This is a genomic window from Aestuariibaculum suncheonense, assembly GCF_014596935.1.
GTDB lineage: Bacteria > Bacteroidota > Bacteroidia > Flavobacteriales > Flavobacteriaceae > Aestuariibaculum > Aestuariibaculum suncheonense.
Window position 1 is genome coordinate 948766 of the sequence record NZ_JACVXC010000001.1, and the last position, 24547, is coordinate 973312.

Sequence of the window (24547 nt, forward strand, 5' to 3'; positions counted from 1 at the left end):
TTGTATATAGTATTTTGGATGAAATTAATTCCAATGTTCTTCAAAAATCTTCTGCATGGTTGGGTGTTTTTCATCGGTATCACCAACGGCTTCACGTTGTTTTATCAATTCAACTTTCATGTCTTTAATGATGTCTTGATATTCGATGTCGTTATAGGCATTATGATTTTCTTTAGGATCTTTTTCTAAATCATAGAACTCCCAAGCCGGAGGTGTACTTTCTTTTGAAGAGCCTGTCATGTCTAACGATTGACCGTAAAATAAAGCCAGTTTGTAACGTTTATTTCTTATGCCGAAATGTCCTGGTCTTTCCTGGTGATTGGTCCAGTACCGGTAATAGGCCGACCTTCTCCAGTTTTCAGGTGTATGTCCTTTAAGGTTTTCTCTGAAACTTTTGCCTTGAAACGATTCCGGCTGCTGTACTCCAGCATAATCTGCAAATAATGCAGCGAAATCAATATTCAAAATAATATCGTCTAAACGGCCTCCAGCTTCAATTTCTTTAGGGTAACGAATCACGAAAGGCATACGAAGTGACTCTTCATAAATTAAACGCTTGTCGAAAAAGCCATGTTCACCTAAAAAATAACCTTGATCTGCCGTGTAAATGACAATGGTGTTTTCAGCTAAACCAGAAGACTCTAAATAGTCTAAAATCTTTCCAATATTATCATCTATGGCAGCTCCCGAACGCATAAAGTCTTTTATGAACTTTTGATAAGTCGCTTTTCGGGCTGTCATACTATCCATGCCTTTGGTGTAAAATGGTAACCCCGGGTATTGGCACCACCAAGCATCAGGATCGTTAGAGGCCTGCTCGTAGCGCCAGCTTAAATTTTCAAGTTTTTGCCCCACAATTGAACGTCCTGTAGTTTCCGGTGAAAAGTCATATAATGAAGCTGGTTCAGGGATTTCAATATCTTTATATAAATCGTTGTAACGCTCAGGAAAATCGAAAGGTTCGTGTGTGGCCTTAAAATGCGTCATGAGCATGAAAGGTTTGTCTTTATTCCTTTGATTTAGCCAATCTAACGATAGCTGTGTTATAACATCGGTAGAAAAGCCTTTGTGAACATTCCAAGCTTCAGCCGGTTTATGGAAATTTTCGGCAGTTCTTAAAATAGGATCCCAATAACGCCCCTGGTCGTGTAAAATATTGTAATAATCGAATCCAGACGGTTCGTCCTTTAAGTGCCATTTTCCAATAATAGCGGTTTGGTAACCACTTTTTTGAAGCACTTTAGCAATATTCAAACTGTCGGAATTTAAAGCGTCACTTAAAGTATATACACCATTTTTATGACTGTATTGTCCGGTAAGAATGGTCGCACGACTCGGTACGCAAATGGAATTGGTACAAAAGGCGTTATTTAAAACCATGCCTTGATCCGCAAGTCTTTCAATGTTTGTATTTTGAACATAATCCTTTAAAATGCCACCATAAATACCCCAGGCCTGAGACGTATGGTCATCAGACATAATGAATAAAATGTTTGGCCTTTTGGTCTCAGGTTCTTTTTTAACAGAATTGCAATTGAACAGGAAACAGGAGCAAACAGTGTATATTATGGATTTAAAAAGGTTCATGTGTTTAGCGATTATTCAACTATGATTTCATCAATAAAAAACCAGGCAGGAAAACCGGCTCCCGGATGTCCTTTCGGACAATTGCCAATACCTTCAACTTTAATTTTAATAAATCGGCTAGATTTGTCAACGTTTATGGTTAATTTCTCGGTCGTGTTTTCTGTTTTTGTTTTGTTTTCTTCTCTTTTTACGTCTTTAGAAGAGTTAAATTTTACGCCATCATCAGAAAAACTAACCTCCATTGCATTTACAGGAAAAATCCAGTTTCCTGAATTGATAAGTGAGTTAACACTAACGCTTTTAATGGTTTTAATTGAATTTAAATCGATAATAAATTCTAAATTTTTTCCTTCTTGTCCAATCCACTGTCCAGAAGCGTAATCAGTGTATCCTAATTTGCCGTCTATCAATAAATTTGCATCATTGTATTTTTGGTGAAGCCCCGTTGAGGCTTTAATAGTTCCGTTTGTAGCAAGGTTGGTAATTCGCTCTACTTTTTTAGGAATATCCTCTTCATGCCCGTGTTCCCAGGCTAAAAATACCTGAGTTAACTCTTTTACTTTTTCAGGATATTTTGATGCCAAATTAACCATTTCAGAAACATCTTCATCTAGATTAGATAAGAATAAAGCATCTTCTTCTAAATTTAATTCTCCTTTATTTGAGGTGTCTTTTGGAAAACCTATTAATTTCCAGTTTCCTTTTCGAACTACCCATTGTTTGCCGTATTTCCAAAACCCCGAATTACGTTCAGTTGCTTTTTTAGGGTTTTCAATCATTTTAGATAAATCGATACCATCAATTTGAGTTTCAATTTTATTTAACTTACATAAATTTGCCAAGGTAGGCATCCAATCAATATTCATTAAAAATTGATTGTTAACCACATTTTCAGGTAAGTTGTTTTTCCAGCTAATAATGGTTGGGAGCCTGATACCGCCTTCAAATAAACTACTTTTTGCACCTCGGTAAGGTCCTGCATTTCCTCCACCACCAAAGGCACGGGTTTCGGTAGAGTAGCCGTTGTCCGATTGATAAATGATAATGGTGTTTTCACGTATTCCTAAGTTTTCTAATGTATCCATTAAAAATCCAATGCGTTCATCTATAGTGGAAATGAAAGCGGCATAGTCTGCACGTGGTTGTTCTACATTTTTATAATAATCCCGCCATTTTTGGGTTGGTTGATACGGGTAATGTGGCATATTGATGGCGTAATACATAAAAAACGGTTCGTCTTTATGGTCTTTAACATAATCAATAGCCTTATCGGAAGCTAAATCGGGGAAGTATTGACCGTCATAAAATACTTCTTTTCCGTTTTCGTATAAATCGTGAATATTAGGACCTTCCCAATAAAAAAAATGCGAATAGTTATCGATGCAGCCTCTTAAATGTCCGAAAGAATAGTCAAACCCTTGCCCATTAGGGCTCGAAGCTTCGTTCATGCCCAAATGCCATTTCCCGATGTGTCCGGTAGCGTAGCCATTATCTCTAAATAATTCTGCTAAAGTATGCTGTTCGGCTGGAAGTCCAGAGCTTCCTTCTTCTGCTGAGGTATTTCCGGTAAGCTCAGCATTTTGAGGGTATCTACCGGTTAGTAATGCGGCTCTTGAAGGAGCACAAACAGGAGCAGCAACATAAGCTTGTGTAAATCGTGTACCTTCTTTAGCTAACTTATCGATGTTAGGCGAATAAATATCATCAGCTCCATAACAGCCTAAATCAATAGCACCCTGGTCATCGGTGTAAATAACAATAACATTAGGCTTTTTATGAGATTGAGCAAAAAGGAAACTCCCGCTCAGAAATAAAATGACAGTGAAATAGTTTTTTAGAATATTTGAAGTAAAATGCATTTTTAAATCACTTAAGTTTTAACAAATTTTCGTAGTAGAATATAATAAACGTCTAAAATTAAAATTTAAACTTAGAATTCATATTTTTTTAGACCAATGTTCACCAGAGTACAGTGAATAACTTTTTCTGTTCATACAAATTATTGATTTCATATGTTCTGAAGGGATGTAAGACCGCTTGAAAATTTATTTTATAAATGAAATATTTTGCGTGTTAATTTTTATCAAAATGGTAGGGTTTTTATCAAAACTTTACTAAAAAAACTGATAAATTAATCGGTTGTTATTCTTTCTATGTTAAAACAATTCAAACTATAAATATTTTATTTTTATGGATGTTTAAATCAAACGTTTTCGTTAAAAATAATCGCTGTAAAGCTTTGGTAATTATAGGGTTTTATGATAATTGTCAGGTTTTTTACCAAGGCTTGTTTCTAAATTTGAATAGCTTAAATAAAAATGATTATAAAACATTTAACCAAGCATTACAATGGAAACAACAAGTATAAAAAGCGGAGTGTGGACCAATCAAGTCGACGTTAGAGATTTCGTATTGAAAAACATCACTCCTTATCACGGAACAGATCGATTTTTAGTCGGACCAAGCCAAAGAACGCTTAAATTATGGGAGGTTTGCAAGCAAGCCATTCTTGAGGAGCGTAAGCATAATGGTGTTAGGTCTGTAGATACTGATACCATTTCAACAATTAGCGCCTTTAAAGCAGGGTATATAGATAAAGAAAATGAAGTTATTGTAGGTTTACAAACCGATGAGTTACTTAAACGTACCATGAAACCTTTTGGAGGCTTTAAAGTGGTTGAGAAAGCTCTTTCTGAACACGATTTAAAGCCAAACGAGGCCTTGACAGAATTATTTTCTAAATATGTTAAAACCCATAACGATGGTGTTTTTGATGCCTACAACGACGAGATTAAAAAATTCCGTTCACTAGGATTTTTAACTGGTTTGCCAGACAACTATGCCAGAGGTAGAATTATTGGCGATTACAGAAGAGTCGCTTTATATGGGATAGATTTTTTAATTGAAGCTAAAGTTGCTGATTTAGAAAATATTCAGGGGCCGATGACCGATGCTGTTATTCGTTTACGCGAAGAAGTATCCGAACAAATCAGAGCCTTACATGATATGATTGTTTTAGGTGCTAAATACGATTTAGACTTAAGTCGTCCTGCCGAAACAGCTAAAGAGGCTGTACAATGGACTTATATGGCTTATCTGGCTGCTGTAAAAGAGCAGGATGGGGCTGCGATGTCATTAGGCAATGTGTCTACATTTTTGGATATCTATATTCAAAACGATTTAGAAGAAGGACTAATTACTGAGGAAGAAGCTCAGGAGTATATCGATCAGTTTGTAATGAAATTACGTATGGTGCGCCACTTAAGAATGGGTGCTTACGACGAGATTTTTGCCGGAGATCCAACCTGGGTAACCGAAGCAATTGGAGGTATGTTTGAAGACGGAAGAACCAAAGTAACAAAAACCTCATTCCGTTTCTTGAATACACTCTATAATTTAGGACCATCACCAGAGCCAAATATGACAATTCTGTGGTCTGAAGAATTACCACAAAACTTTAAAGATTTTTGTGCTAAAGTTGCTATTGATACCTCATCTATTCAGTTTGAAAACGATACGTTAATGCGTAAAAGCAGAGGAAGCGACGATTACGGAATCGCTTGTTGTGTGTCTCACCAGACCATTGGTAAGTCTATCCAGTTTTTCGGAGCAAGAACCAATTTAGCTAAAACCTTATTACTAGCTATTAACGAAGGACGTTGTGAAATGACCGGAACTCCAATGGTTGATGGCATTGCACCGCTTGAAGGTGAATATCTGGATTTTGATACAGTTATGGCAAACTTTAAAATTGCCATGAAACAGGTTGCAAGAGTGTATAACGATTCTATGAATATTATCCACTACATGCACGATAAGTATTATTACGAAAAAGCACAAATGGCGTTAATTGATACCAATCCAAGTATTAATATCGCTTACGGCATTGCTGGTTTATCAATTGTTGCCGATTCACTATCAGCCATTAAATATGCAAAAGTGAAACCTATTAGAAATGAGGAAGGTTTAACGATTGATTTTAAAATTGAAGGCGAATTCCCTTGTTACGGTAATGACGATGATCGTGTAGATACTCTAGCAGCAAATGCTGTAGCTGATTTTAATAACGAATTAAAACAATTAGCGGTCTATAAAAATGCAGAGCCTACTTTATCGGTTTTAACCATTACATCAAATGTGGTTTACGGTAAGAAAACAGGAGCAACTCCCGATGGTAGAGCTGAAGGCGTGCCTTTTGCGCCTGGAGCAAACCCAATGCACGGTAGAGATACTCACGGAGCTATAGCGTCTTTAAATTCTGTGGCTAAAATTAATTATGAAGATTCTCAAGATGGTATTTCAAATACCTTTTCAATTGTTCCAAAATCATTAGGTCATAATGAAGAAACAAGAATTGAGAATCTAAGCACGATTTTAGATGGTTATTTTTCTAAAGGCGCTCAGCATGTTAACATTAACGTGCTTAATAAGGAAACCCTTCTTGATGCTATGGAACATCCTGAAGAGTATCCGCAATTAACCATTCGTGTTTCTGGTTATGCCGTAAACTTTGTTCGATTAACAAAAGAGCAGCAGCTAGAAGTTATTACACGTTCTTTTCACGAATCCATGTAAACTTTGTTAATATCATTTAAGTCAACACCAGAAAGAAAAATGACCAACTAATTTTCTTTCTGGTGTTATTAAAAAAATTATGTCTCTAAATTATCAAGATAATATTCTAAATGTTCACTCTATTGAATCCTTCGGAACGCATGACGGACCTGGTATTCGCATGGTTGTGTTTTTACAGGGATGTAAGTTAAAATGTCTGTATTGTCATAATCCTGATACTATTGATACGCATGGTGGTGAGGAATACCCAATTGAAGATTTGGTTCAAATGGCTTTAAAAGTGAAACCTTATTTTGGAAAAAAAGGAGGCGTTACAGTTTCAGGCGGTGAACCCTTATTGCAATCTAAAGCCCTAATTTCATTTTTTAAAAGATTAAAAGAAGAAGGTATTCATACGAATATTGATACCAACGGACGCATTTTAAATCATTTTACTGAACAATTACTCGACTCTTATGCCGATTTAGTCATGCTGGATATAAAACACATGACCGAGGAAGGATTTGAATCATTGACAGGCGCAAAAAATAAAGAAACAACATTCAATTTTGCTAAACACCGTGAAGCATCAGGAAAACCCATGTGGTTGAGGTATGTGCTTATTCCGGGGATAACTAATAAACCGGAACATTTGCATGCGCTTGGGGCTTACTTTAAGGATTATCAGACTATCAAAAAAATTGAATTACAGCCGTATCATAAACTGGGAATCCATAAATGGGAAGCTTTAGGCTGGGAATATCAATTAAAAGATGCCAGAGAAAATAGTAAAGAAGAAATTGATGCAGCTGTAAATATTTTAGAAAATTATTTTAAAGAAGTAAAAGTGAATTAATCAAATTTAAAACCAACTAAATATGAAAGTACAAAAAATAAAAAATAGATGGTTAATAGCTGCTTCGGCAGTAGGAATACATATTTCAATTGGCTCTGTTTATGCTTATTCGGTGATGACAAACCCGGTTAAAGATATTTTTGAAGTTGATGGGAGTGTGGTAAAATGGGCATTTAAGATAGCGATTCTATTACTAGGTTTGTCAGCTGCATTTTTAGGACGCTGGGTAGAGAAAGTAGGGCCAAAAGTAAGTGGAACAACAGCTGGTTTTTTTTACGGTATTGGTATTTTAGGGTCAGGATTAGCCGTACAGCTAGAATCTTTACCGCTATTTTATCTTTGTTACGGAGTCATTGGAGGTATCGGGCTAGGTTTAGGATACATTACGCCTGTAAGTACTTTAGTAAAGTGGTTTCCAGATAGACGAGGTTTAGCGACAGGAATGGCTATAATGGGTTTTGGATTTTCAGCCTTAATTTTCGGTCCCATCATGCAATCACTTTTTGAGGCTGTAGGAGTCGCAAATGCATTTTATATTTTAGGTGTCATTTATATGGTCATTATTTTAGCATCTGCACGATATATCGAACGTCCTCCGGTAGGCTATATGCCTGAAGGATTTAAATCTGGGGAAGGTAAAGTAATCAAAGCAGATATGGCAAATATAGATGCTAATGAAGCATTAAAAACAAGACGTTTTTATTACATCTGGATTATGATGTTTATAAACATAGCATGCGGGATTGCCATCATCTCGGCAGCAAGCCCGATGATGCAGGAAAAATTAAATTATTCGCCCATGGAAGCTGCTGCAATTGTAGGGTTAATTGGAGTGTTTAATGGTTTAGGAAGAATATTGTGGGCAAGTCTTTCAGATTATTTAGGAAGAGCCAATACCTATATTGTGTTTTTTGCTTTTCAAATATTAGCTTTTTATTTCTTGCCAAAAACATCTGTAGAATTAACCTTCTTAGTTGTTTTATTCACTGTTATAACAATGTATGGTGGAGGGTTTTCAACACTACCGGCATTTTTAGGTGATTTATTTGGAACGAAGCAGTTAGGAGCAATTCATGGTATGGTGTTAACTGCGTGGGCATTGGCAGGAATTATAGGTCCTACTATTTATGACGTTATAAAGTCGGCAACGGGGTCTTTAGATATTACCTTAGCGGTCTTTTCCGGATTGTTTGTAATAGCATTTATAGTGTCATTATTGATGAAACAATTGATTGTTAAAGCAGAGTACAAGAAAAAGAAAGAATTGGCTTTAGCTTAATTTGGTAAAGTGTCGATATAAAAAAGACCTCTTCAGATAAGAAGAGGTCTTTTTAGTATAATGACTTTGGAATTATTTATTTTCAATCCATACTCTGGCGTTAACAAAAGCTTCAACCCAAGGCGATACTTCGTCTTGTCTGTTGCTTGGGTAATGGGCCCAGTTCCATTGGAATGTAGAACGCTCAATGTGCGGCATGGTTACTAAATGACGACCTGTTTTGTCACACATCATTGCTGTGTTGTAGTCTGAACCATTAGGGTTGTGTGGATATTCCGCGTAAGCGTATTTACCAACAATATTGTATTGGTCTTCAGGTTTAGGTAAGTTAAATTTACCTTCACCATGAGAAATCCAAACTCCTAAAGTACTTCCCGCTAAGCTTGAAAGCATTACCGAGTTGTTTTCCTGAATGGTTACCGAAGTAAATGCACTTTCGTGTTTATGAGAATTATTATGAACCATTTTACCGTGAACATCGTGCTCTGGGTTAATTAATTCTAATTCCATCCATAACTGACAACCGTTACAAATACCAACCGATAAGGTGTCTTCACGTTTGAAGAAGTTTTTAATCACTTCATTCGCTTTTTCGTTGTACTTGATGGCTCCGGCCCAACCTTTAGCAGAACCTAAAACGTCAGAGTTCGAGAATCCACCAACAGCGCCTAAGAACTGAATGTCTTCAAGTGTTTCACGACCAGAAATTAAATCGGTCATGTGAACGTCTTTTACATCAAATCCAGCCAAGTACATCGCGTTTGCCATTTCACGCTCGGAGTTACTTCCTTTTTCACGTAAAATCGCTGCTTTTGGTCTTGGCTTACTTGCATCGATTACAGGAAGTTTCCCTGTAAAGTGACTTGGGAAGGTGTACTGTAATGGTTGATTTTTATAGTTGTCGTAACGGTCTTGTGCTAAACCGTTAGCTGTTTGTTTTTGATCTAATAAGAATGATGTTTTATACCACATATCACGTAAACGAGATACCGTCATGGTAAACACATCTGTTCCGTTGATAATGCTTAATACATCACTTTCGGTTACTTTACCAAGATTGAAGAATTCAATATTAGCAGCAGATAAAATAGATTCGATTGAAGCGTCTTTAGACTGAATCACTAAACCTGCATTTTCAGCGAATAACACTTTAAATGAATCGTTTTCAGCTAAAGCCGTGATATCTAATTCAGCACCTAAATTGTTATCAGCAAAACATAATTCTAATAACGTCGTGATTAAACCACCTGAAGCCACATCATGTCCAGCAACAATTTGTCCGTCAAGAATTAATTGTTGAATCGTGTTGAATATGGTCTTAACGTAAGCTGCAGATTGAACATTCGGTGTGTCGTTACCAATTTTGTTAACCACCTGCGCAAAAGAACTACCACCTAATTTAAAGCTATCTTGAGATAGGTTGATGTAATACACATCGCCAGCACCTTTTTGGAATATAGGCTCAACCACTTTATTAATATCAATACAGTTGGCTGCAGCCGAAATGATTACCGTACCAGGAGCAATAACCTCTTCATTAGGGTATTTTTGCTTCATGGATAAGGAATCTTTTCCGGTTGGAACGTTGATGCCCAAATCAATTGCAAATTCTGAAACCGCTTCAACAGCTTCATATAAACGTGCATCTTCACCTTCATTTTTACAAGGCCACATCCAGTTTGCCGATAAAGACACATTTTTTAAACCGTCTTTTAATGGCGCCCAGATAATGTTGGTTAATGCTTCGGTAATCGAGTTTCTACTTCCTGCTACCGGATTAATTAATCCTGAAACAGGTGAGTGTCCGATAGACGTTGCGATACCTTCTTTTCCTTTGTAATCTAAGGCCATTACACCAACATTGTTTAATGGAATTTGTAATGGCCCAACACATTGTTGTTTTGCTACTTTTCCGCCAACACAACGGTCTACTTTATTAGTTAACCAGTCTTTAGACGCTACAGCCTCTAATTGTAATAACTGGTCTAAGTAATTGTAGAAGTTTTCTTTATTATAAGTGACATCAGCATAATTGCGGACTACTTTTTTGTCATGCATATATGTTTTTGGAGAACTACCAAACATATCATCCATAGCTAAATCCATTGGTTTGTGACCGTTGGTTTTAGACTCAAACGTGAAACGGTGATTACCAGTAACGTCTCCAACGGTATACATTGGTGAACGCTCACGATCGGCAATCTTTTGTAATGTTTCAATATGTTTTTCGGCAATCACTAATCCCATACGTTCCTGAGATTCGTTACCGATAATTTCTTTATCAGATAAGGTAGGGTCACCTACAGGTAATTTATCTAAATCGATGTGTCCACCGGTTTCTTCAACTAATTCTGATAAACAGTTTAAGTGTCCACCAGCACCATGATCGTGGATAGAAACAATGTAATTTTCATCACTTTCAACCATGCCACGAACCGCGTTAGCAGCACGCTTTTGCATTTCAGGGTTAGAACGCTGTACGGCATTTAACTCGATACCTGACGCGAACTCTCCTGTATCAGCTGATGATACCGCAGCACCACCCATACCAATACGGTAGTTTTCACCACCAAGAATAACCACTTTATCACCAACTTGAGGTGTTGCTTTTAAGGCTTGATCAGCTTTGCCATACCCAATACCGCCAGCTTGCATAATGACTTTATCGAAACCTAATTTTCTGGCATCTTCTTCGTGTTCGAATGTTAAAACCGAACCACAGATTAACGGCTGTCCAAATTTATTTCCAAAATCAGAAGCTCCGTTAGAGGCTTTAATTAAGATATCCATTGGTGTTTGGTATAACCATTTACGTTCGTCCATAGCTTGTTCCCAAGGACGATTTTCTTCTAAACGCGAGTAAGAGGTCATGTAAACCGCAGTTCCTGCTAAAGGTAACGATCCTTTTCCTCCAGCTAAACGGTCACGAATTTCTCCTCCAGAACCTGTAGCAGCACCATTAAATGGTTCTACTGTAGTAGGGAAGTTGTGTGTTTCTGCTTTTAAAGAAATAACAGATTCGAAATTTTTAGTTTCATAAAAGTCTGGTTTATCAGCACTTTTAGGAGCGAATTGCTCAACAATAGGCCCTTTTACAAAAGCCACGTTATCTTTATATGCTGAAACAATATCGTTAGGATTCGTTTCAGATGTTTTACGAATCATTTTAAATAATGAAGTTGGTTTTTCTTCACCATCAATTACAAATGTTCCGTTGAAAATTTTATGACGACAGTGTTCACTGTTTACTTGTGAGAAACCGAATACTTCAGAATCGGTTAATGGGCGACCAATTTTTTTAGAAACACCCTCCAGGTAAGCTACTTCTTCATCATTTAAAGAAAGCCCTTCCTGAATGTTGTAAGCTGCAATATCTTCAATATCCAGAATAGGTTCTGGTTGAATATTAATCGTGAATGATTCTTGGTTTAATCCGTTGAATTTTTCAGAAATCATAGGATCATATCCTTTGAAATCTTCAGAAACAGCTTCGAATTCCTCAATTCGAATGATGTCTGAAATCCCCATGTTTTGAGTGATTTCAACAGCGTTGGTACTCCAAGGCGTAATCATGGCCGCACGAGGTCCAACAAAAAAAGCATCCAGAGATGCTTGCTCTATTTTTGGCTGATTACCAAATAACCATGTTAGTTTGGCAATGGTTTCGGTTGATAATTCTTTTGTTGTTTGAACAGCAAAAACTTTGCCGGTTACGTTTCCAAAGAAATGAATCATTTTAGATGTATTATGGTTGTAATTTGAAAATGCAAAAATACACTTTTTTAGTCATTTACATGGCTTTTTTTAGGAAAGCATTTTTGATTAATTTATAGTAGGATTTAGGGTCTGTTCAAAATGCATTCGGGGTGGATTTAAAATTTATTGCTTTATTAGTTTTTTAGTGATGGTTCCAGAATCGGAACTAATTTTTAGCAAATAAACTCCTTTGTTAAGTGCGCTAACATCAATTTTTTTATTGTTTGCGTTTAGGTGCTGTTTTAGAATTTCTTTTCCTAAAATATTGTAGATAATGGCATCTAAATCTTGTGTGGTAGAAATATAAATAAAATAGTCTTTAACCGGGTTGGGATAAATTTTTAAATTGTGTTCAAGGAAATTTTCAGCCCCAAGAATATTTCCCCAAGTATCAGTAGCTTCAGGTCCTCCCCATATTGCAGTTGCAAGAGCTGGATTGTCTATGAAAGGATTTCGATTGCCTTGAGCGTAGGTGTTAGACGTGTTTTCGTGATAGGTATTTCGTTGTATTTCGTAATTAGACACTTCGTCTTCGGCATTCCATTGCAGGAATAAATCAATCATATCATCAGGAGTACTGGCATTACTTCCAACACCTACACCGGAGGGTAAACATTGGTCTCCATAACGTAAATACATATACATTATTACTCGGGCAACATCACCTTTCCAATCATCTCCGGGATACCATCCACCGGTCACGTTTCCAGAGTTTCCAGAGCCTGAAGCATATTTTTGGTTATCTCTAACATTATTTCTTTGAACATCGGAAGCTCTAATATGATGTCCGTCGGCACCAGGGCCTGTGTTATCCATTGATGGTGTTGCTAAAGATTTAGCATAAACATGCTCTCGATTGTATTCACAACTTAATCCTCCATTAGAGTTAATATCTCTTTCTAAATCGTTGGTACAATTGCCATCGGTTCCATTTTCCCAACCGTAAATTAAAAGAACATTAGATGTATTGTTAGGGTTAATGTCTGTGGCCTGTATAGCATCCCAACCATATGATAATTCGTTGGTGTGAGTCGTAGTAATTAAGTTAGCAAGATCTTGCTTTAAATTTAAGCCTGTTTGATTAAAATCTATACTATTGTAGTAGGCTTGTTGACTGAAAGTAAAAGTTGAAAGAAGGAAGAAAAATAACAAGTAAAGCTGTTTCATCTGAATCAATTTAAGGATTTTGATGGTCAGATGAAACAGTATATTTTTTGTTTTAGGCTTTCTTTTCTAAGAGCGCCATATAAAATCCATCGTAACCAGATTTGTGCGATAATACTTTATCGTCTTTTACAAATATAAAGTCTTTTCCTGATTCTGATGTTAAGAATTTTTCAACTTGTTGTTGATTTTCAGAAGGTAACACCGAGCAAGTGGCATAAACTAATTTCCCTCCTGGTTTAACCATTCTTGAATATTGTTGTAAAATATCCTGTTGTGTGGTTTTAATTTTTTCTAAAAAGCTTTCTTCTAGTTTCCATTTGGCATCTGGATTACGACGTAAAACACCTAAACCAGAACAAGGCGCATCGATTAATACTCGGTCGGCTTTATCGTAAAGTTTTTTAATCACTTTTGTTGAGTCGATGGCACGGGTTTCAATATTGTGAGCGCCATTACGTTTGGCACGACGTTTAAGTTCGTGAAGTTTATTGGCATAAATATCCATCGCAATAATTTGCCCTTTATTCTCCATTAATGAAGCTATGTGTAGTGTTTTACCTCCTGCACCGGCACAGGTGTCTACCACGCGCATACCTGGTTTAACATCTAAGAAATCGGCTACCTTTTGAGACGAAGCATCTTGTACTTCAAAAAGTCCATTTTTAAAAGCTTCTGTAGAAAATACATTAGCACGTTCTTTCAGTTTTAAAGCGTAAGGATAATTCGCAATAAACTCGGTTTCTATATCTAAATCGAATAACTCTGCCTGAAGTTTTTCTTTGGTTGTTTTTAACGTGTTTACACGTAAAATAACATCGGCTTGTTCGTTTAAAGCTTCAATTTCTTTAGACCAAACGGTGGCTCCTAATTCTTTTTCACCAACAGCATCAATCCAGTCTGGAATCGATTCTTTGAATTTTCTTATTTTCGATAACTCATCAAAACGGCCTTTAATTTTACGAGTAGGTGTATTTTCAAAATATTTCCAATCGGGTAATTTAATGCCTTTAAGAGTTGCCCAAACGGCAAACATGCGCCACAGATTATCTCTGTCAAATGGTTCTTTAACTTCAGCAATTTCAGCATAAAGACGTTTCCAACGTACAATATCGTAAGTTGTTTCGGCAACAAAGGCACGGTCACGACTTCCCCAACGCTTATCGCGTTTTAAAAGTTGTTGTATCACTTTGTCGGCATATTGTCCTTCGTTAAAGATTAGAGTTAAACCATCTATAACTGAGAAGCATAAATTTCTGTGTAATCGCATTGTAAATAAAATATAAGGCTGCAAAGGTACATTTAAAAGTTAATTTGTTTACAGCTTTAAGTTTTTATTTACATAGCTTTTATACTTTTAGCGAAAATTGTGATTTTAAAAAGAGCCACAACAGGACGTTTGTACGTAACAAGATGTACATAAATCAATTTTAGAACAAACACATATTATATATGAAACAGTTATTCGTTACCCTTTTATTAATTACGACATTATACTCATGTCAGAAGAAAGCAAAATTGATTCCCAGGGATTTTAAATCGGTAGAGGTTGAAGATATTTTAGAAGATTCGTTACTTAGTGTACGTGCGATTGAAATTCTGAATGATAAAAGTCTGGCTTTTGCAGCGAATAATAGTATGTTTGGATTGTACAACCCAAATACTAAAATGTGGCAGACTTCGGTTCAGCAATACGATTCTTTAAATCTTCATTTTAGAGCGGTAGCACATACAGCAACCGATTTTTTTATGTTAAGTATTGAAAATCCTGCATTATTATACAAAACAGGTGATGATGGTCGCATGCAATTAGTGTATAAGGAAGCCGGAGAAGGCGTGTTTTATGATGCTATGACCTTTTGGAATGACGCTGAAGGTATTGCTGTTGGTGATAGTGTTGATGGATGTATTTCAATAATTATAACACGGGATGGTGGTGATACCTGGAATAAAATACCTTGTTCAGAACTTCCGAAGTTAGATGAAGGAGAAAGTGCCTTTGCAGCAAGTAATTCCAATATAGCGATAAATGGAGATAGTGCTTGGGTAGCCACGTCTCATGGTAACATATATTATACCGAAGATAAAGGTGTAAAGTGGACGGTGTCGAAATCACCAATGATTCAGGATGCTGAAACCGAAGGGATTTATTCTATCGATTTTTATGATGAAAATTTAGGCTTTGCTATTGGTGGTGATTTCACAAAACCAGATGCAAATAAAGCTAATAAGATAAAAACTGTTGATGGTGGTAAAACCTGGAATTTAGTAGCCGATGGACAGATTCCTGGTTATCGAAGTTGTGTGCAGTTTTTACGGAATCGAGAAGGAAAGGAGTTGGTAGCTGTAGGTTTTAAAGGAGTTGATTACAGTAAAGATGGTGGAGTGTCATGGAATCATATTAGTGATGAATCTTTTTATACCATTCGATTTATAAACGATTCTATAGCTTATGCAGGTGGTGCCAAGCGTATTTCAAAACTAACATTTAGGGAATAAAAAAAGGAGCTTTAAGGCTCCTTTTTTTATTATCGTTTTTCTGAATTCATTTTCTTTTCTAAATAACTGTCGAAGAGTCGTTTTTTGAATTCTTTTTCAGCACCTTTTAGCAATAATACTTTTTTTGGAGTCAAGAATTTAAGAAGATCTTGATTTAACTTATCATCTGCATCTAATTGTTTTCTCTCGAAGGTGCTTAAATTATCTAGTAATTCTTTAGCCTTTTCGTTTGAAAGGTCATTCGCATTCTTTTTTATTTTATATTGAATACCATGGATTTCATTTCTGAGCTTAGAAGATATTTCTTCATGTTTATTATAAATAGGCCAAAATTTTTCGGCTTCATCTGGACTTAAATTTAAGCGCTCTGAGATGAATGGTATTTTAAGTTCTTTAAATTTATCACCATGCCCTTGTGCAAAAACACTTGCTGAAATAAAAAGAATCAATATTGGGAGAATTAATTTTTTCATCATAACAAACTTTATTTAGTCATTATTCCTTCTAGGTCGACATCGGTTAAGATGTAATTTTCAAAGGTTATTTCATCTATTTTTACTTCTTTGAAATTTTCTTCAGCTAAGTCTTCAAACGTTAATTTTGAGGCTATTTCGTATAAATCGATATCTTCATTTAAAAGGTAACTTTCAACAGTTTCATTATCTACACCATCTAACATAGGTTGTGTTTTTTTTATAGATAATGTAAACATTAAAGTTACAGCTGCAGCAATACTTGAGACGTACAGTAAATTTTTCTTATTGAAAAGAGAAATAACTTTAACGTCTTCTTTTTTAGAAATCTGACTAAGGATTTTGTCCTCCAGCGTATCTAAATAATTTTCAGGGATTTTAAATCCGGAGGTTTCTGTCAATCCTTTAAGTCTAGCTTGAGTAAAAAGCCTGTCTTCAAAAGTATCGAAGTAATTCTCAGGGATTTTAAATCCTGAATTATTGGCATTATTTAGTTTTTCCTGCTTCATATAAGATAAGACTATATTTTTTTATAAAGGTTTAATCTTTAGTTAAATAAGCTTCTATTTTTTTTGTTGCTATATGATATGATGCTTTTAAAGCACCTTCACTGGTTTCTAAAATTTCTGCCATATCTTTGAATTTCAAATCCTGAAAATATTTCATATTAAAAACTAGTTGTTGTTTCTCCGGTAATGTGGCTATGGCTTTTTGTAATTTAAGCTGAATAGTATCACCTTCAAAATACACATCGGATGTTAAATTATTAATAGCCAATTGCTGGATCTCTTCGTTAGTGGTTTGAAGTCGCTTAGCATTTTTGTTAAGAAATGTAATGGACTCATTAGTAGCTATACGGTACATCCAAGAGAATAGTTTACTCTCTCCTTTAAAATTATGAATATTTTTATAAATTTTAATAAAAGTATTTTGCAAAACATCGTCTGTGTCGTCGTGAGACTTAACAATATTACGGATATGCCAATATAAACGCTCTTTGTAAAGCGTTATAAGATGTCTAAAAGCCTCGTCTTTATCAGATTCTGATTTTAGTTGCTCTATTAATAAATCTTCGTCAATCACAAATTGCATTAAAAGTTAGACCCATAAAATTACTGAAAGTTTAATGCTTGCATTATAAAAATACGTTAAAATAGAATCTAGCCGTAACGTCTTAGTTTATTTGTTTTCTAGGAATAAAAAAAGGATAGAAACTTAAGTATCTATCCTTTTTTAATATTGAATATTACGTTTGCTTATTCAAAGCTTTGCATTTCTACCAGTTTTTGGTAAACACCTTGTTTAGCAATAAGTTCGCCGTGCTTACCTTTTTCAACAATTTCACCTTTGCTCATGACTATAATGTTATCGGCGTTTTGAATGGTCGATAATCTGTGAGCTATGACAATGGAGGTTCTATTTTTCATCATGTTTTCTAAAGCTACCTGTACTAAACGCTCACTTTCAGTATCTAAAGCCGAAGTTGCTTCGTCTAAAACCATAATCGGTGGACTTTTTAATACAGCACGCGCAATACTTAAGCGTTGTTTTTGTCCTCCCGATAGTTTATTTCCGGCATCACCAATATTGGTTTCAATCCCTAGAGGTAACTCTTTAACAAATTCCCAGGCATTAGCTACTTTTAAGGCGTCTATAATTTCTTCATCTGAAGCGTTATCCTTACCTAATTTCAGGTTGTTTTTAATACTGTCGTTAAACAGAATGGCATCTTGAGTAACGATTCCTAACTGGCTTCGAAGTGAGTAGGTGGTTAAATCACGAACATCTATTCCGTCAATTAAAATACGTCCTTCGTTTACATCATAAAAACGTGTTACTAAATTCGCTATAGTAGACTTTCCACTTCCCGATTGTCCGACAAGAGCAACGGTTTCACCTTTAGGAATAGTTAAAGAAAAGTTTTTAAGTACGAATTCTTTATCGTATTTGAAAGAGACATTTTCAAAAACAATCTCGGCATTGAAACCAGTTTTTACAAGTGCATTTTCTTTGTCTTTTAACGGATTTGGTGCATCGATAATTTCCTGAATACGCTCGGCAGCAGCATCACCTTGTTTAATATTGTATAGCCCGCGTGAAATAGCTTTGGCTGGAACCATAATATTATAAGCTAACCCCATATATGCAATAAAGGAACTTCCGTCTAGAGTGTTGTCTACAAGCACGAGTTGGCCACCGTACCATAATAGAATAGATATCACTAAAATACCCATAAATTCACTGGTAGGAGAAGCTAAGTTTTGACGGTTTAAAAGTTTGTTAGAGAAATTAAAGAAGCGATTGGTCGAGTCTTGAAATTTGTCGTTAAATTTTTGTTCTGCATTAAATCCTTTAATGATACGTAAACCCGTTAAAGTTTCCTCTAAAGTAGAAAGAAGAATACCTTGTTCCTTTTGAACACGATCTGATTTTCGTTTTAAACTTCTACCTATACGAGAAATTATTAAACCTGATAAAGGGATAAAAATAAATACGAATATAGTTAATTTAAAACTAATGATTACCATCATTACCACTGTAAAAATAATGGTTAGTGGTTCTCTGAAAATAAGTTCTAAAGCAGGTAACATCGAATATTGTAAGGTGGCAACATCCTGTGTTACACGAGCCATAATATCACCTTTGCGCTGCTCAGAGAAGTAGGATAAAGGTAGCTCGATAGTCTTTTTATATACTTTATTTCTTAAATCACGTACTACACCATTTCTCAAAAAGACCATAAAGTAGTTAGCTAAATAGCCAAATATGTTTTTCAATAAGAATAGAATGATGATTAAACTTACTACTAAGATTAATGCCTTTTGTGGGTCGCTTGCAGCGTATTGATTAACCTGATATGCTAAATAATCTTTATAATAATCTTTGAGATGACTGAAGCCTTCGTATACAGGAGCTTCTGTGATTTTTTTAGTGTTCTTTTCAAATAAAATATCTAACATAGGAATTAAAGCTACGAAAGATAAAGCGCCGAAAAGAGCGTAAAATATATTAGAAATAATGTGACCAATAGCATAGTTTTTATAAGGCTTTGCGTATTGTAAAATGTTGAAAAATTGCTTCATTTAAAAAGTCTGTTAAAAAAACATGCTTTTATGTTTTCATAAAAGCATGTAAATATTTTGCAAAGATAAGGCTTATTGAATTAAATCTAGATAAGCTTCATGTCTTTTAAAATGGTTTCGGCCTTAGTATCTAAGTTGGCTTCAACAGTTTTAAAATCTTCTGCAGAATCCAATTTACTATTGACACTTACGTAAAACTTAATTTTTGGCTCTGTACCACTTGGTCTTAAGGCGATTTGGCTACCATCTTCAGTATAATAGATTAATACGTTAGATTTTGGTACATCAATAGTCGTTTCTTCTCCAGTAACAATATGTTTAGCAATCGATGATTGGTAGTCTTCTAATTTGGTTACTTTCGATCCGTTGATAACTTTAAGTGGATTTTCTCTGGCATCGGTCATCATTTGGGTAATTTCCTGAGCGCCTTCTATTCCTTTTTTTGTTAGTGAGACTAATTTTTCTTTAAAGCATCCGTGTTCAACGTAAAGTTTAATTAATTCGTTGTAGAATGAGCTTCCGTTAGATTTTGTAATCGCAGCAATTTCACAGGCCAATAGGGTAGAGGTTACTGCATCTTTATCACGTACAAAGTCACCAACCATAAAGCCGAAACTTTCTTCGCCGCCTCCAATAAAATCAAGTTCAGGGTAGTCTTTAATAAGTTTGGCAATCCATTTGAAGCCGGTTAAAACAATTTTGCTTTCTACATCATAAGCTTCGGCCAGTTTATTTAACATTGGCGTAGATACGATAGTTGAAGCAATAAACTCTTTACCTTTAATTTTTCCTTCGGCTTTCCATTGTTTTAACAAGAAATCGGTCATCATCAACATGGTTTGATTTCCGTTGAGTAATTGCAGTTCGCCTTCACTATTTCTAACAGCAACACCTAAACGATCGCAATCCGGATCGGTTCCAATAACAATATCGGCATTTACCTTTTCGGCTAGCTCTAAAGCCATTTTTAAAGCAGCAGGCTCTTCAGGATTCGGAGATGCCACTGTTGGGAAATCTCCGTTTGGTACTTCTTGTTCTTTTACAATACGAACGTTTTTATATCCGGCACGTTTTAAAGTTTCAGGAACCGCGGTGATCGATGTTCCGTGTAACGACGTAAAAACAATGGTTAAATCGTCTTTAGCAACCTGTGTTGCGCCAACACTTCCATTTTTAACTGAAGCTTCAATAAAGGCATTGTCAATATCTTCGCTTATATAGTTAATTAGAGCATCGTTTGCTTCAAATTTAATATCAGAATAATCAAGGTCATTAATCATTGTAATTACTTCACCATCTTGTGGTGGTACTAATTGACCTCCATCTTGCCAGTATACTTTATAGCCGTTATATTCCGGTGGATTATGAGAGGCTGTTAGCACAATGCCACAGTGGCAATTTAAATGCTTAACTGCAAATGATAATTCCGGGGTAGGACGTAAGTCTTCAAATAAATATACTTTAATACCATTAGCAGAGAATACATCAGCTACCACTTTAGCTAAGGTTTTACTGTTGTGACGACAATCGTAAGCAATTACCGCTTTAGGGGTTTCATTGGGAAACGATCGGTGTAAATAGTTGCTTAAACCTTGTGTGCTTTTACCAAGCGTATATTTGTTAATACGGTTCGTACCAATACCCATTACACCACGCATACCTCCGGTACCAAATTCTAAATCTTTGTAAAAACTCTCTTGAATATCCTGAGGATTAAGAGCTATACTGTTTTTAATAAAATCTTGTGTTTCTTCGTCAAAAGTAGGGGTTAACCAGGTGTTAATTCGGTCTAAAATTTTTGGTTCGATGTGTATCATAATGTGTTTTAAAATATAGTTTCAAAAAAAGAAATAATGGCACTTCGTTTCGTTTAATTGGTTTCAGTTTTTGAAGGGCGTGAAACTGTTTTAAAGTTATTAAAAAAATTAAAAGAATCCTTTGTGAGCCTTATTTTTTTAAGACATTTGAAGGATTCTTAATAATTATTTTATTTCATTAAAAATTTGAAGTCTCGTCTTTAATTAAATAGCGTTTTTTATCTTGTTTCGATCGTAGAATCATCTCACCTAAGAATCCGGCAACGAAAAATTGGGTTCCAATTATCATCGTTGAGAGAGCTAAAAAGAATTCTGGACGCTCGGTAATTAATCTTCCCGAAGGATTTAAAAATAGTTTGTCAATTCCCAGATAGAAAGAAAATCCAAGACCGATGATAAACATAAGTACGCCCAAAGCTCCAAATAAATGCATCGGACGTTTGCCAAAATGCGAGATAAACCAGATGGTGATTAAATCCAGAAACCCATTGATAAAGCGGTTCATGCCAAATTTGGTTTCACCATACTTTCTGGCCTGATGTTGTACAACTTTTTCGCCTATTTTGGTAAAGCCGGCATTTTTAGCCAATACGGGAATATAACGGTGCATTTCGCCATTAACATCAATGTTTTTTACCACATCGAGCTTGTAGGCTTTAAGTCCACAGTTAAAATCGTTAAGTTTTACGCCAGAGGTTTTTCGGGCGGCCCAGTTAAATAGTTTGGAAGGTAAATTTTTAGCAATGACAGAGTCGTAACGTTTCTTTTTCCATCCAGAAACCAAATCGAAACGGTCTTTTACAATCATATTGTAAAGTTCGGGAATTTCGTCTGGGTTATCCTGTAAATCGGCATCCATGGTGATGACCACATCGCCTTGGGCTTTTTCAAAACCGGCATGTAGAGCCTGAGATTTTCCGAAGTTTTTAGAAAAACGAATGCCTTTTACGCTTTCGTTTTGTGATGCTAAATGCTCTATGACTTGCCAAGAATCGTCGGTGCTACCGTCGTCTATAAAAAGGATTTCATATGAAAAACGATTGGATTGCATAACGTTTGCAATCCAATCGTGTAATTCTGTTAAAGACTCTTGTTCGTTAAGTAGTGGTATGACTACTGATATATTCATTTAAAGACTTTGAAATGTTTGTAAAATCAAAAATACTTAAATTATTCGGTGTCGGGCTTACTTTTTTTCATAGCAGCTGCTACAATGAGGCCGATAATACTAAAAAGGACTAAATAGCCGGCAAAACCTTTAAATACGTTTCCAATGGAATATTGGTTTTGAGATTCCATTTGTTCTACGGTTTTCGCAAGGGCATCGGCAGGAGTGTTAAAGCCTTTCATCATTTCAACAGTACGCTCTATGGTTTTTTCTTTTAAAATTTCGGCAGCTTCAGTATCTATAAAATTAAAAAGTAAATAGGACACGACTGTGCTTATGGCTAATCCTATTAAAACAGTAAGAAAAAATGCGGTAAACGCTTCTTTAAAGGAAGCATAACTATCTTGGGATTGTTTTACTTTGGCTACAGCTATAATGCCGAAAACAATAATAGCGATTAAAATAAAAATGCCGACCCACATATCAATTAACAGGTTAAGATTTACGGCATAAGCAACCACAGTAATACCTGCTAATAAAGCCCCTAAGAAGAGTCCCCAATTAGTTGCTATAGATTTTAAAGATTTTTCCATATTTTTGCGTTTATAAGGTAAGTTGAATGATTAGTTGTCAAAGATAGAAAATCGTTACAACTTAATTCTAAATAAAAAATAATAAAAAGTATTGGTAGTTTGTAAAAAATACTTATTTTTGCACTTCCAAAATTGAATAGAATAAAAGCTTTAGCGATGAAAAAAGGTATACATCCAGAAAATTATAGAATAGTAGCATTTAAAGATATGTCTAACGAAGATGTATTTTTAACAAAGTCTACAGCAAACACTAACGAAACTATTGAGGTTGATGGTGTTGAGTATCCACTTGTTAAAATGGAGATTTCAAGAACATCGCACCCATACTACACTGGTAAATCTAAATTAGTAGATACTGCTGGTCGTATTGATAAATTCAAAAACAAATACGCTAAGTTTAGTAAATAATCTTAGTATTTTATATAATATTAAAAGCCTTCAATATTTTGTATTGAAGGCTTTTTTGTTTTCGGCAATTAAGCTATTTTTGGATTGTTAAAGCACGAGAGGTTTTAACGTTAATTAATACATCTAAACGTAATGAACTACATCCTTTTTGATGGTCCGTCCAGAAATAATTTACTTCCATTTACTTTTACACGTCCGGTAGCCGATTTAAGAATTGGTATTTTAACCATTCGTGAAAAGTGGGAAACGTTTTTAGATTCAACTTCGACAACTGTTACAGAAGACTATTTGTCTGATAAGTTCCCTATGGTGGAAATGGATGAAAACATCATGATAAACGCTTCGTTTTTACCGAATTTTGAATTGGTTGAGATGGTAAAAGATTTACAGGAAAATCAGGCCATTTTTAAAGACGAAGATGTTATCGCATTTTATACTAAAGATACACAGGATGATATCAATTTTGATAATTATGAGGCACTGGAGTTTGGTGGCGATGTTATTAAAATTGAAAATACCTGGGATATTTTCTCAAAAAATGGAGAAGCGTTACAGGAGGATTTTAACTTAGTGACCAAAGGAAGATACTCGCAGCCTATTCCGTCAAGTTGTAATGTTATTGCTGCTGAAAATGTTTTTATTGAAGAAGGTGCGAAATTGGAATTTGTAACTTTAAATGCAAGTAGTGGACCTATCTATATTAGTAAAAATGCTGAAATCATGGAAGGGTCTTTAATACGTGGGCCGTTTTCATTAGGAGAATCTTCAGTAGTGAAAATGGGTGCTAAAATCTATGGGCCAACCACAGTAGGACCAAGCAGTACAGTTGGAGGAGAAGTAAAAAATTCCGTGATTTTTGGGTATTCGAATAAAGGTCATGAAGGCTATTTAGGGAATTCGGTATTAGGTGAATGGTGTAATTTAGGTGCCGATACCAATAATTCCAATCTTAAAAATAATTATGCTGAAGTTAGACTTTGGAATTACGAAACCGAAGGCTTTGCCAGAACAGGATTGCAGTTTTGTGGTTTAATGATGGGCGATCACAGTAAATGTGGAATTAATACCATGTTTAATACCGGTACGGTGGTTGGTGTTAGTGCAAATATTTTCGGAAGTGGTTTTCCAAGAAATTTTGTGCCGAGTTATAGCTGGGGTGGCAGTGGAGGTTTTACAACTTATACTACTAAAAAAGCTTTTGAAGTGATGGAAGTTGTAATGTCCAGACGAAATTTGTCATTAACCGAACAGGATAAAGCGATTTTTGAGCATATTTTTGAAGAAACAGCAAAGTACAGACGTCAATAGATTTTTTCCAGAGATTTAAAAATCATTTTCTATATTTGAGAGAAATGCCTTATTTGGGTGTT

The 24547-nt window shown here is 35.4% G+C and carries 18 protein-coding genes; 6 read left to right on the forward strand and 12 right to left on the reverse strand.

Annotated features, from left to right (window positions below; translation table 11 throughout):
* Positions 1–24 precede the first annotated feature (24 nt).
* Complete coding sequence (locus ICJ84_RS04265; protein WP_188215105.1) at positions 25–1587, reverse strand: sulfatase family protein; 1563 nt, start codon at positions 1585–1587, stop codon at positions 25–27.
* A gap of 11 nt (positions 1588–1598) precedes the next feature.
* The gene (locus ICJ84_RS04270) at positions 1599–3446 is read right to left on the reverse strand and encodes a sulfatase family protein (RefSeq protein WP_188215106.1); all 1848 of its coding nucleotides are present in this window, start codon (positions 3444–3446) and stop codon (positions 1599–1601) included.
* 490 nt (positions 3447–3936) lie between these two features.
* Between ICJ84_RS04270 and pflB the strand changes: the two genes are divergently transcribed.
* The 3 genes from pflB (at position 3937) to ICJ84_RS04285 (ending at position 8276) form a co-directional block, all read left to right on the forward strand.
* A complete protein-coding gene (gene pflB, locus ICJ84_RS04275) occupies positions 3937–6162 on the forward strand; it encodes a formate C-acetyltransferase (protein WP_188215107.1) in 2226 nt (741 codons plus the stop codon).
* Positions 6163–6241: 79 nt separating this feature from the next.
* A complete protein-coding gene (pflA, locus tag ICJ84_RS04280; RefSeq protein ID WP_194408528.1) occupies positions 6242–6997 on the forward strand; it encodes a pyruvate formate-lyase-activating protein in 756 nt (251 codons plus the stop codon).
* 22 nt (positions 6998–7019) lie between these two features.
* A complete protein-coding gene (locus ICJ84_RS04285; protein ID WP_188215108.1) occupies positions 7020–8276 on the forward strand; it encodes an L-lactate MFS transporter in 1257 nt (418 codons plus the stop codon).
* Between the two features lie 72 nt (positions 8277–8348).
* Here ICJ84_RS04285 and purL read toward each other — a convergent pair whose 3' ends face one another.
* The 3 genes from purL to ICJ84_RS04300 all read right to left on the reverse strand — a co-directional run bounded on the left by purL (position 8349) and on the right by ICJ84_RS04300 (position 14466).
* Positions 8349–12011, reverse strand: a complete 3663-nt coding sequence (purL, locus tag ICJ84_RS04290) for a phosphoribosylformylglycinamidine synthase (RefSeq protein WP_188215109.1) — start codon at positions 12009–12011, stop codon at positions 8349–8351.
* Positions 12012–12155: 144 nt separating this feature from the next.
* Complete coding sequence (locus ICJ84_RS04295; protein WP_188215110.1) at positions 12156–13199, reverse strand: endonuclease; 1044 nt, start codon at positions 13197–13199, stop codon at positions 12156–12158.
* A 52-nt stretch (positions 13200–13251) separates the two neighbouring features.
* Complete coding sequence (locus ICJ84_RS04300) at positions 13252–14466, reverse strand: RsmB/NOP family class I SAM-dependent RNA methyltransferase (protein WP_188215111.1); 1215 nt, start codon at positions 14464–14466, stop codon at positions 13252–13254.
* 182 nt (positions 14467–14648) lie between these two features.
* On the opposite strand from ICJ84_RS04300, the gene ICJ84_RS04305 reads away from it, so the two are divergent.
* Entirely contained in the window at positions 14649–15695 is a 1047-nt protein-coding gene (locus tag ICJ84_RS04305; protein WP_188215112.1) for a WD40/YVTN/BNR-like repeat-containing protein, read from the forward strand.
* Between the two features lie 29 nt (positions 15696–15724).
* Here ICJ84_RS04305 and ICJ84_RS04310 read toward each other — a convergent pair whose 3' ends face one another.
* The 7 genes from ICJ84_RS04310 to ICJ84_RS04340 all read right to left on the reverse strand — a co-directional run bounded on the left by ICJ84_RS04310 (position 15725) and on the right by ICJ84_RS04340 (position 22769).
* Positions 15725–16171 (reverse strand): hypothetical protein, encoded by a 447-nt coding sequence (locus tag ICJ84_RS04310; RefSeq protein ID WP_188215113.1) that lies wholly within the window; start codon positions 16169–16171, stop codon positions 15725–15727.
* An 8-nt stretch (positions 16172–16179) separates the two neighbouring features.
* Complete coding sequence (locus ICJ84_RS04315; protein ID WP_188215114.1) at positions 16180–16677, reverse strand: hypothetical protein; 498 nt, start codon at positions 16675–16677, stop codon at positions 16180–16182.
* A 31-nt stretch (positions 16678–16708) separates the two neighbouring features.
* Complete coding sequence (locus tag ICJ84_RS04320; RefSeq protein ID WP_188215115.1) at positions 16709–17260, reverse strand: RNA polymerase sigma factor; 552 nt, start codon at positions 17258–17260, stop codon at positions 16709–16711.
* 164 nt (positions 17261–17424) lie between these two features.
* Positions 17425–19251 carry an ABC transporter ATP-binding protein gene (locus ICJ84_RS04325; protein WP_188215116.1) on the reverse strand — a complete coding sequence of 609 codons (1827 nt, stop codon included), beginning with the start codon at positions 19249–19251 and terminating at the stop codon, positions 17425–17427.
* An 86-nt stretch (positions 19252–19337) separates the two neighbouring features.
* Positions 19338–21068: a phospho-sugar mutase gene (locus tag ICJ84_RS04330; protein WP_188215117.1), complete on the reverse strand. Its 1731-nt coding sequence runs from the start codon at positions 21066–21068 to the stop codon at positions 19338–19340.
* Positions 21069–21246: 178 nt separating this feature from the next.
* Positions 21247–22197 (reverse strand): glycosyltransferase family 2 protein, encoded by a 951-nt coding sequence (locus ICJ84_RS04335; RefSeq protein WP_188215118.1) that lies wholly within the window; start codon positions 22195–22197, stop codon positions 21247–21249.
* 41 nt (positions 22198–22238) lie between these two features.
* Positions 22239–22769 (reverse strand): DUF4199 domain-containing protein, encoded by a 531-nt coding sequence (locus ICJ84_RS04340; RefSeq protein WP_188215119.1) that lies wholly within the window; start codon positions 22767–22769, stop codon positions 22239–22241.
* 156 nt (positions 22770–22925) lie between these two features.
* Between ICJ84_RS04340 and ICJ84_RS04345 the strand changes: the two genes are divergently transcribed.
* Complete coding sequence (locus ICJ84_RS04345; protein WP_188215120.1) at positions 22926–23177, forward strand: type B 50S ribosomal protein L31; 252 nt, start codon at positions 22926–22928, stop codon at positions 23175–23177.
* Positions 23178–23309: 132 nt separating this feature from the next.
* The gene (locus ICJ84_RS04350; protein ID WP_188215121.1) at positions 23310–24485 is read left to right on the forward strand and encodes a GlmU family protein; all 1176 of its coding nucleotides are present in this window, start codon (positions 23310–23312) and stop codon (positions 24483–24485) included.
* Positions 24486–24547: the final 62 nt, after the last annotated feature.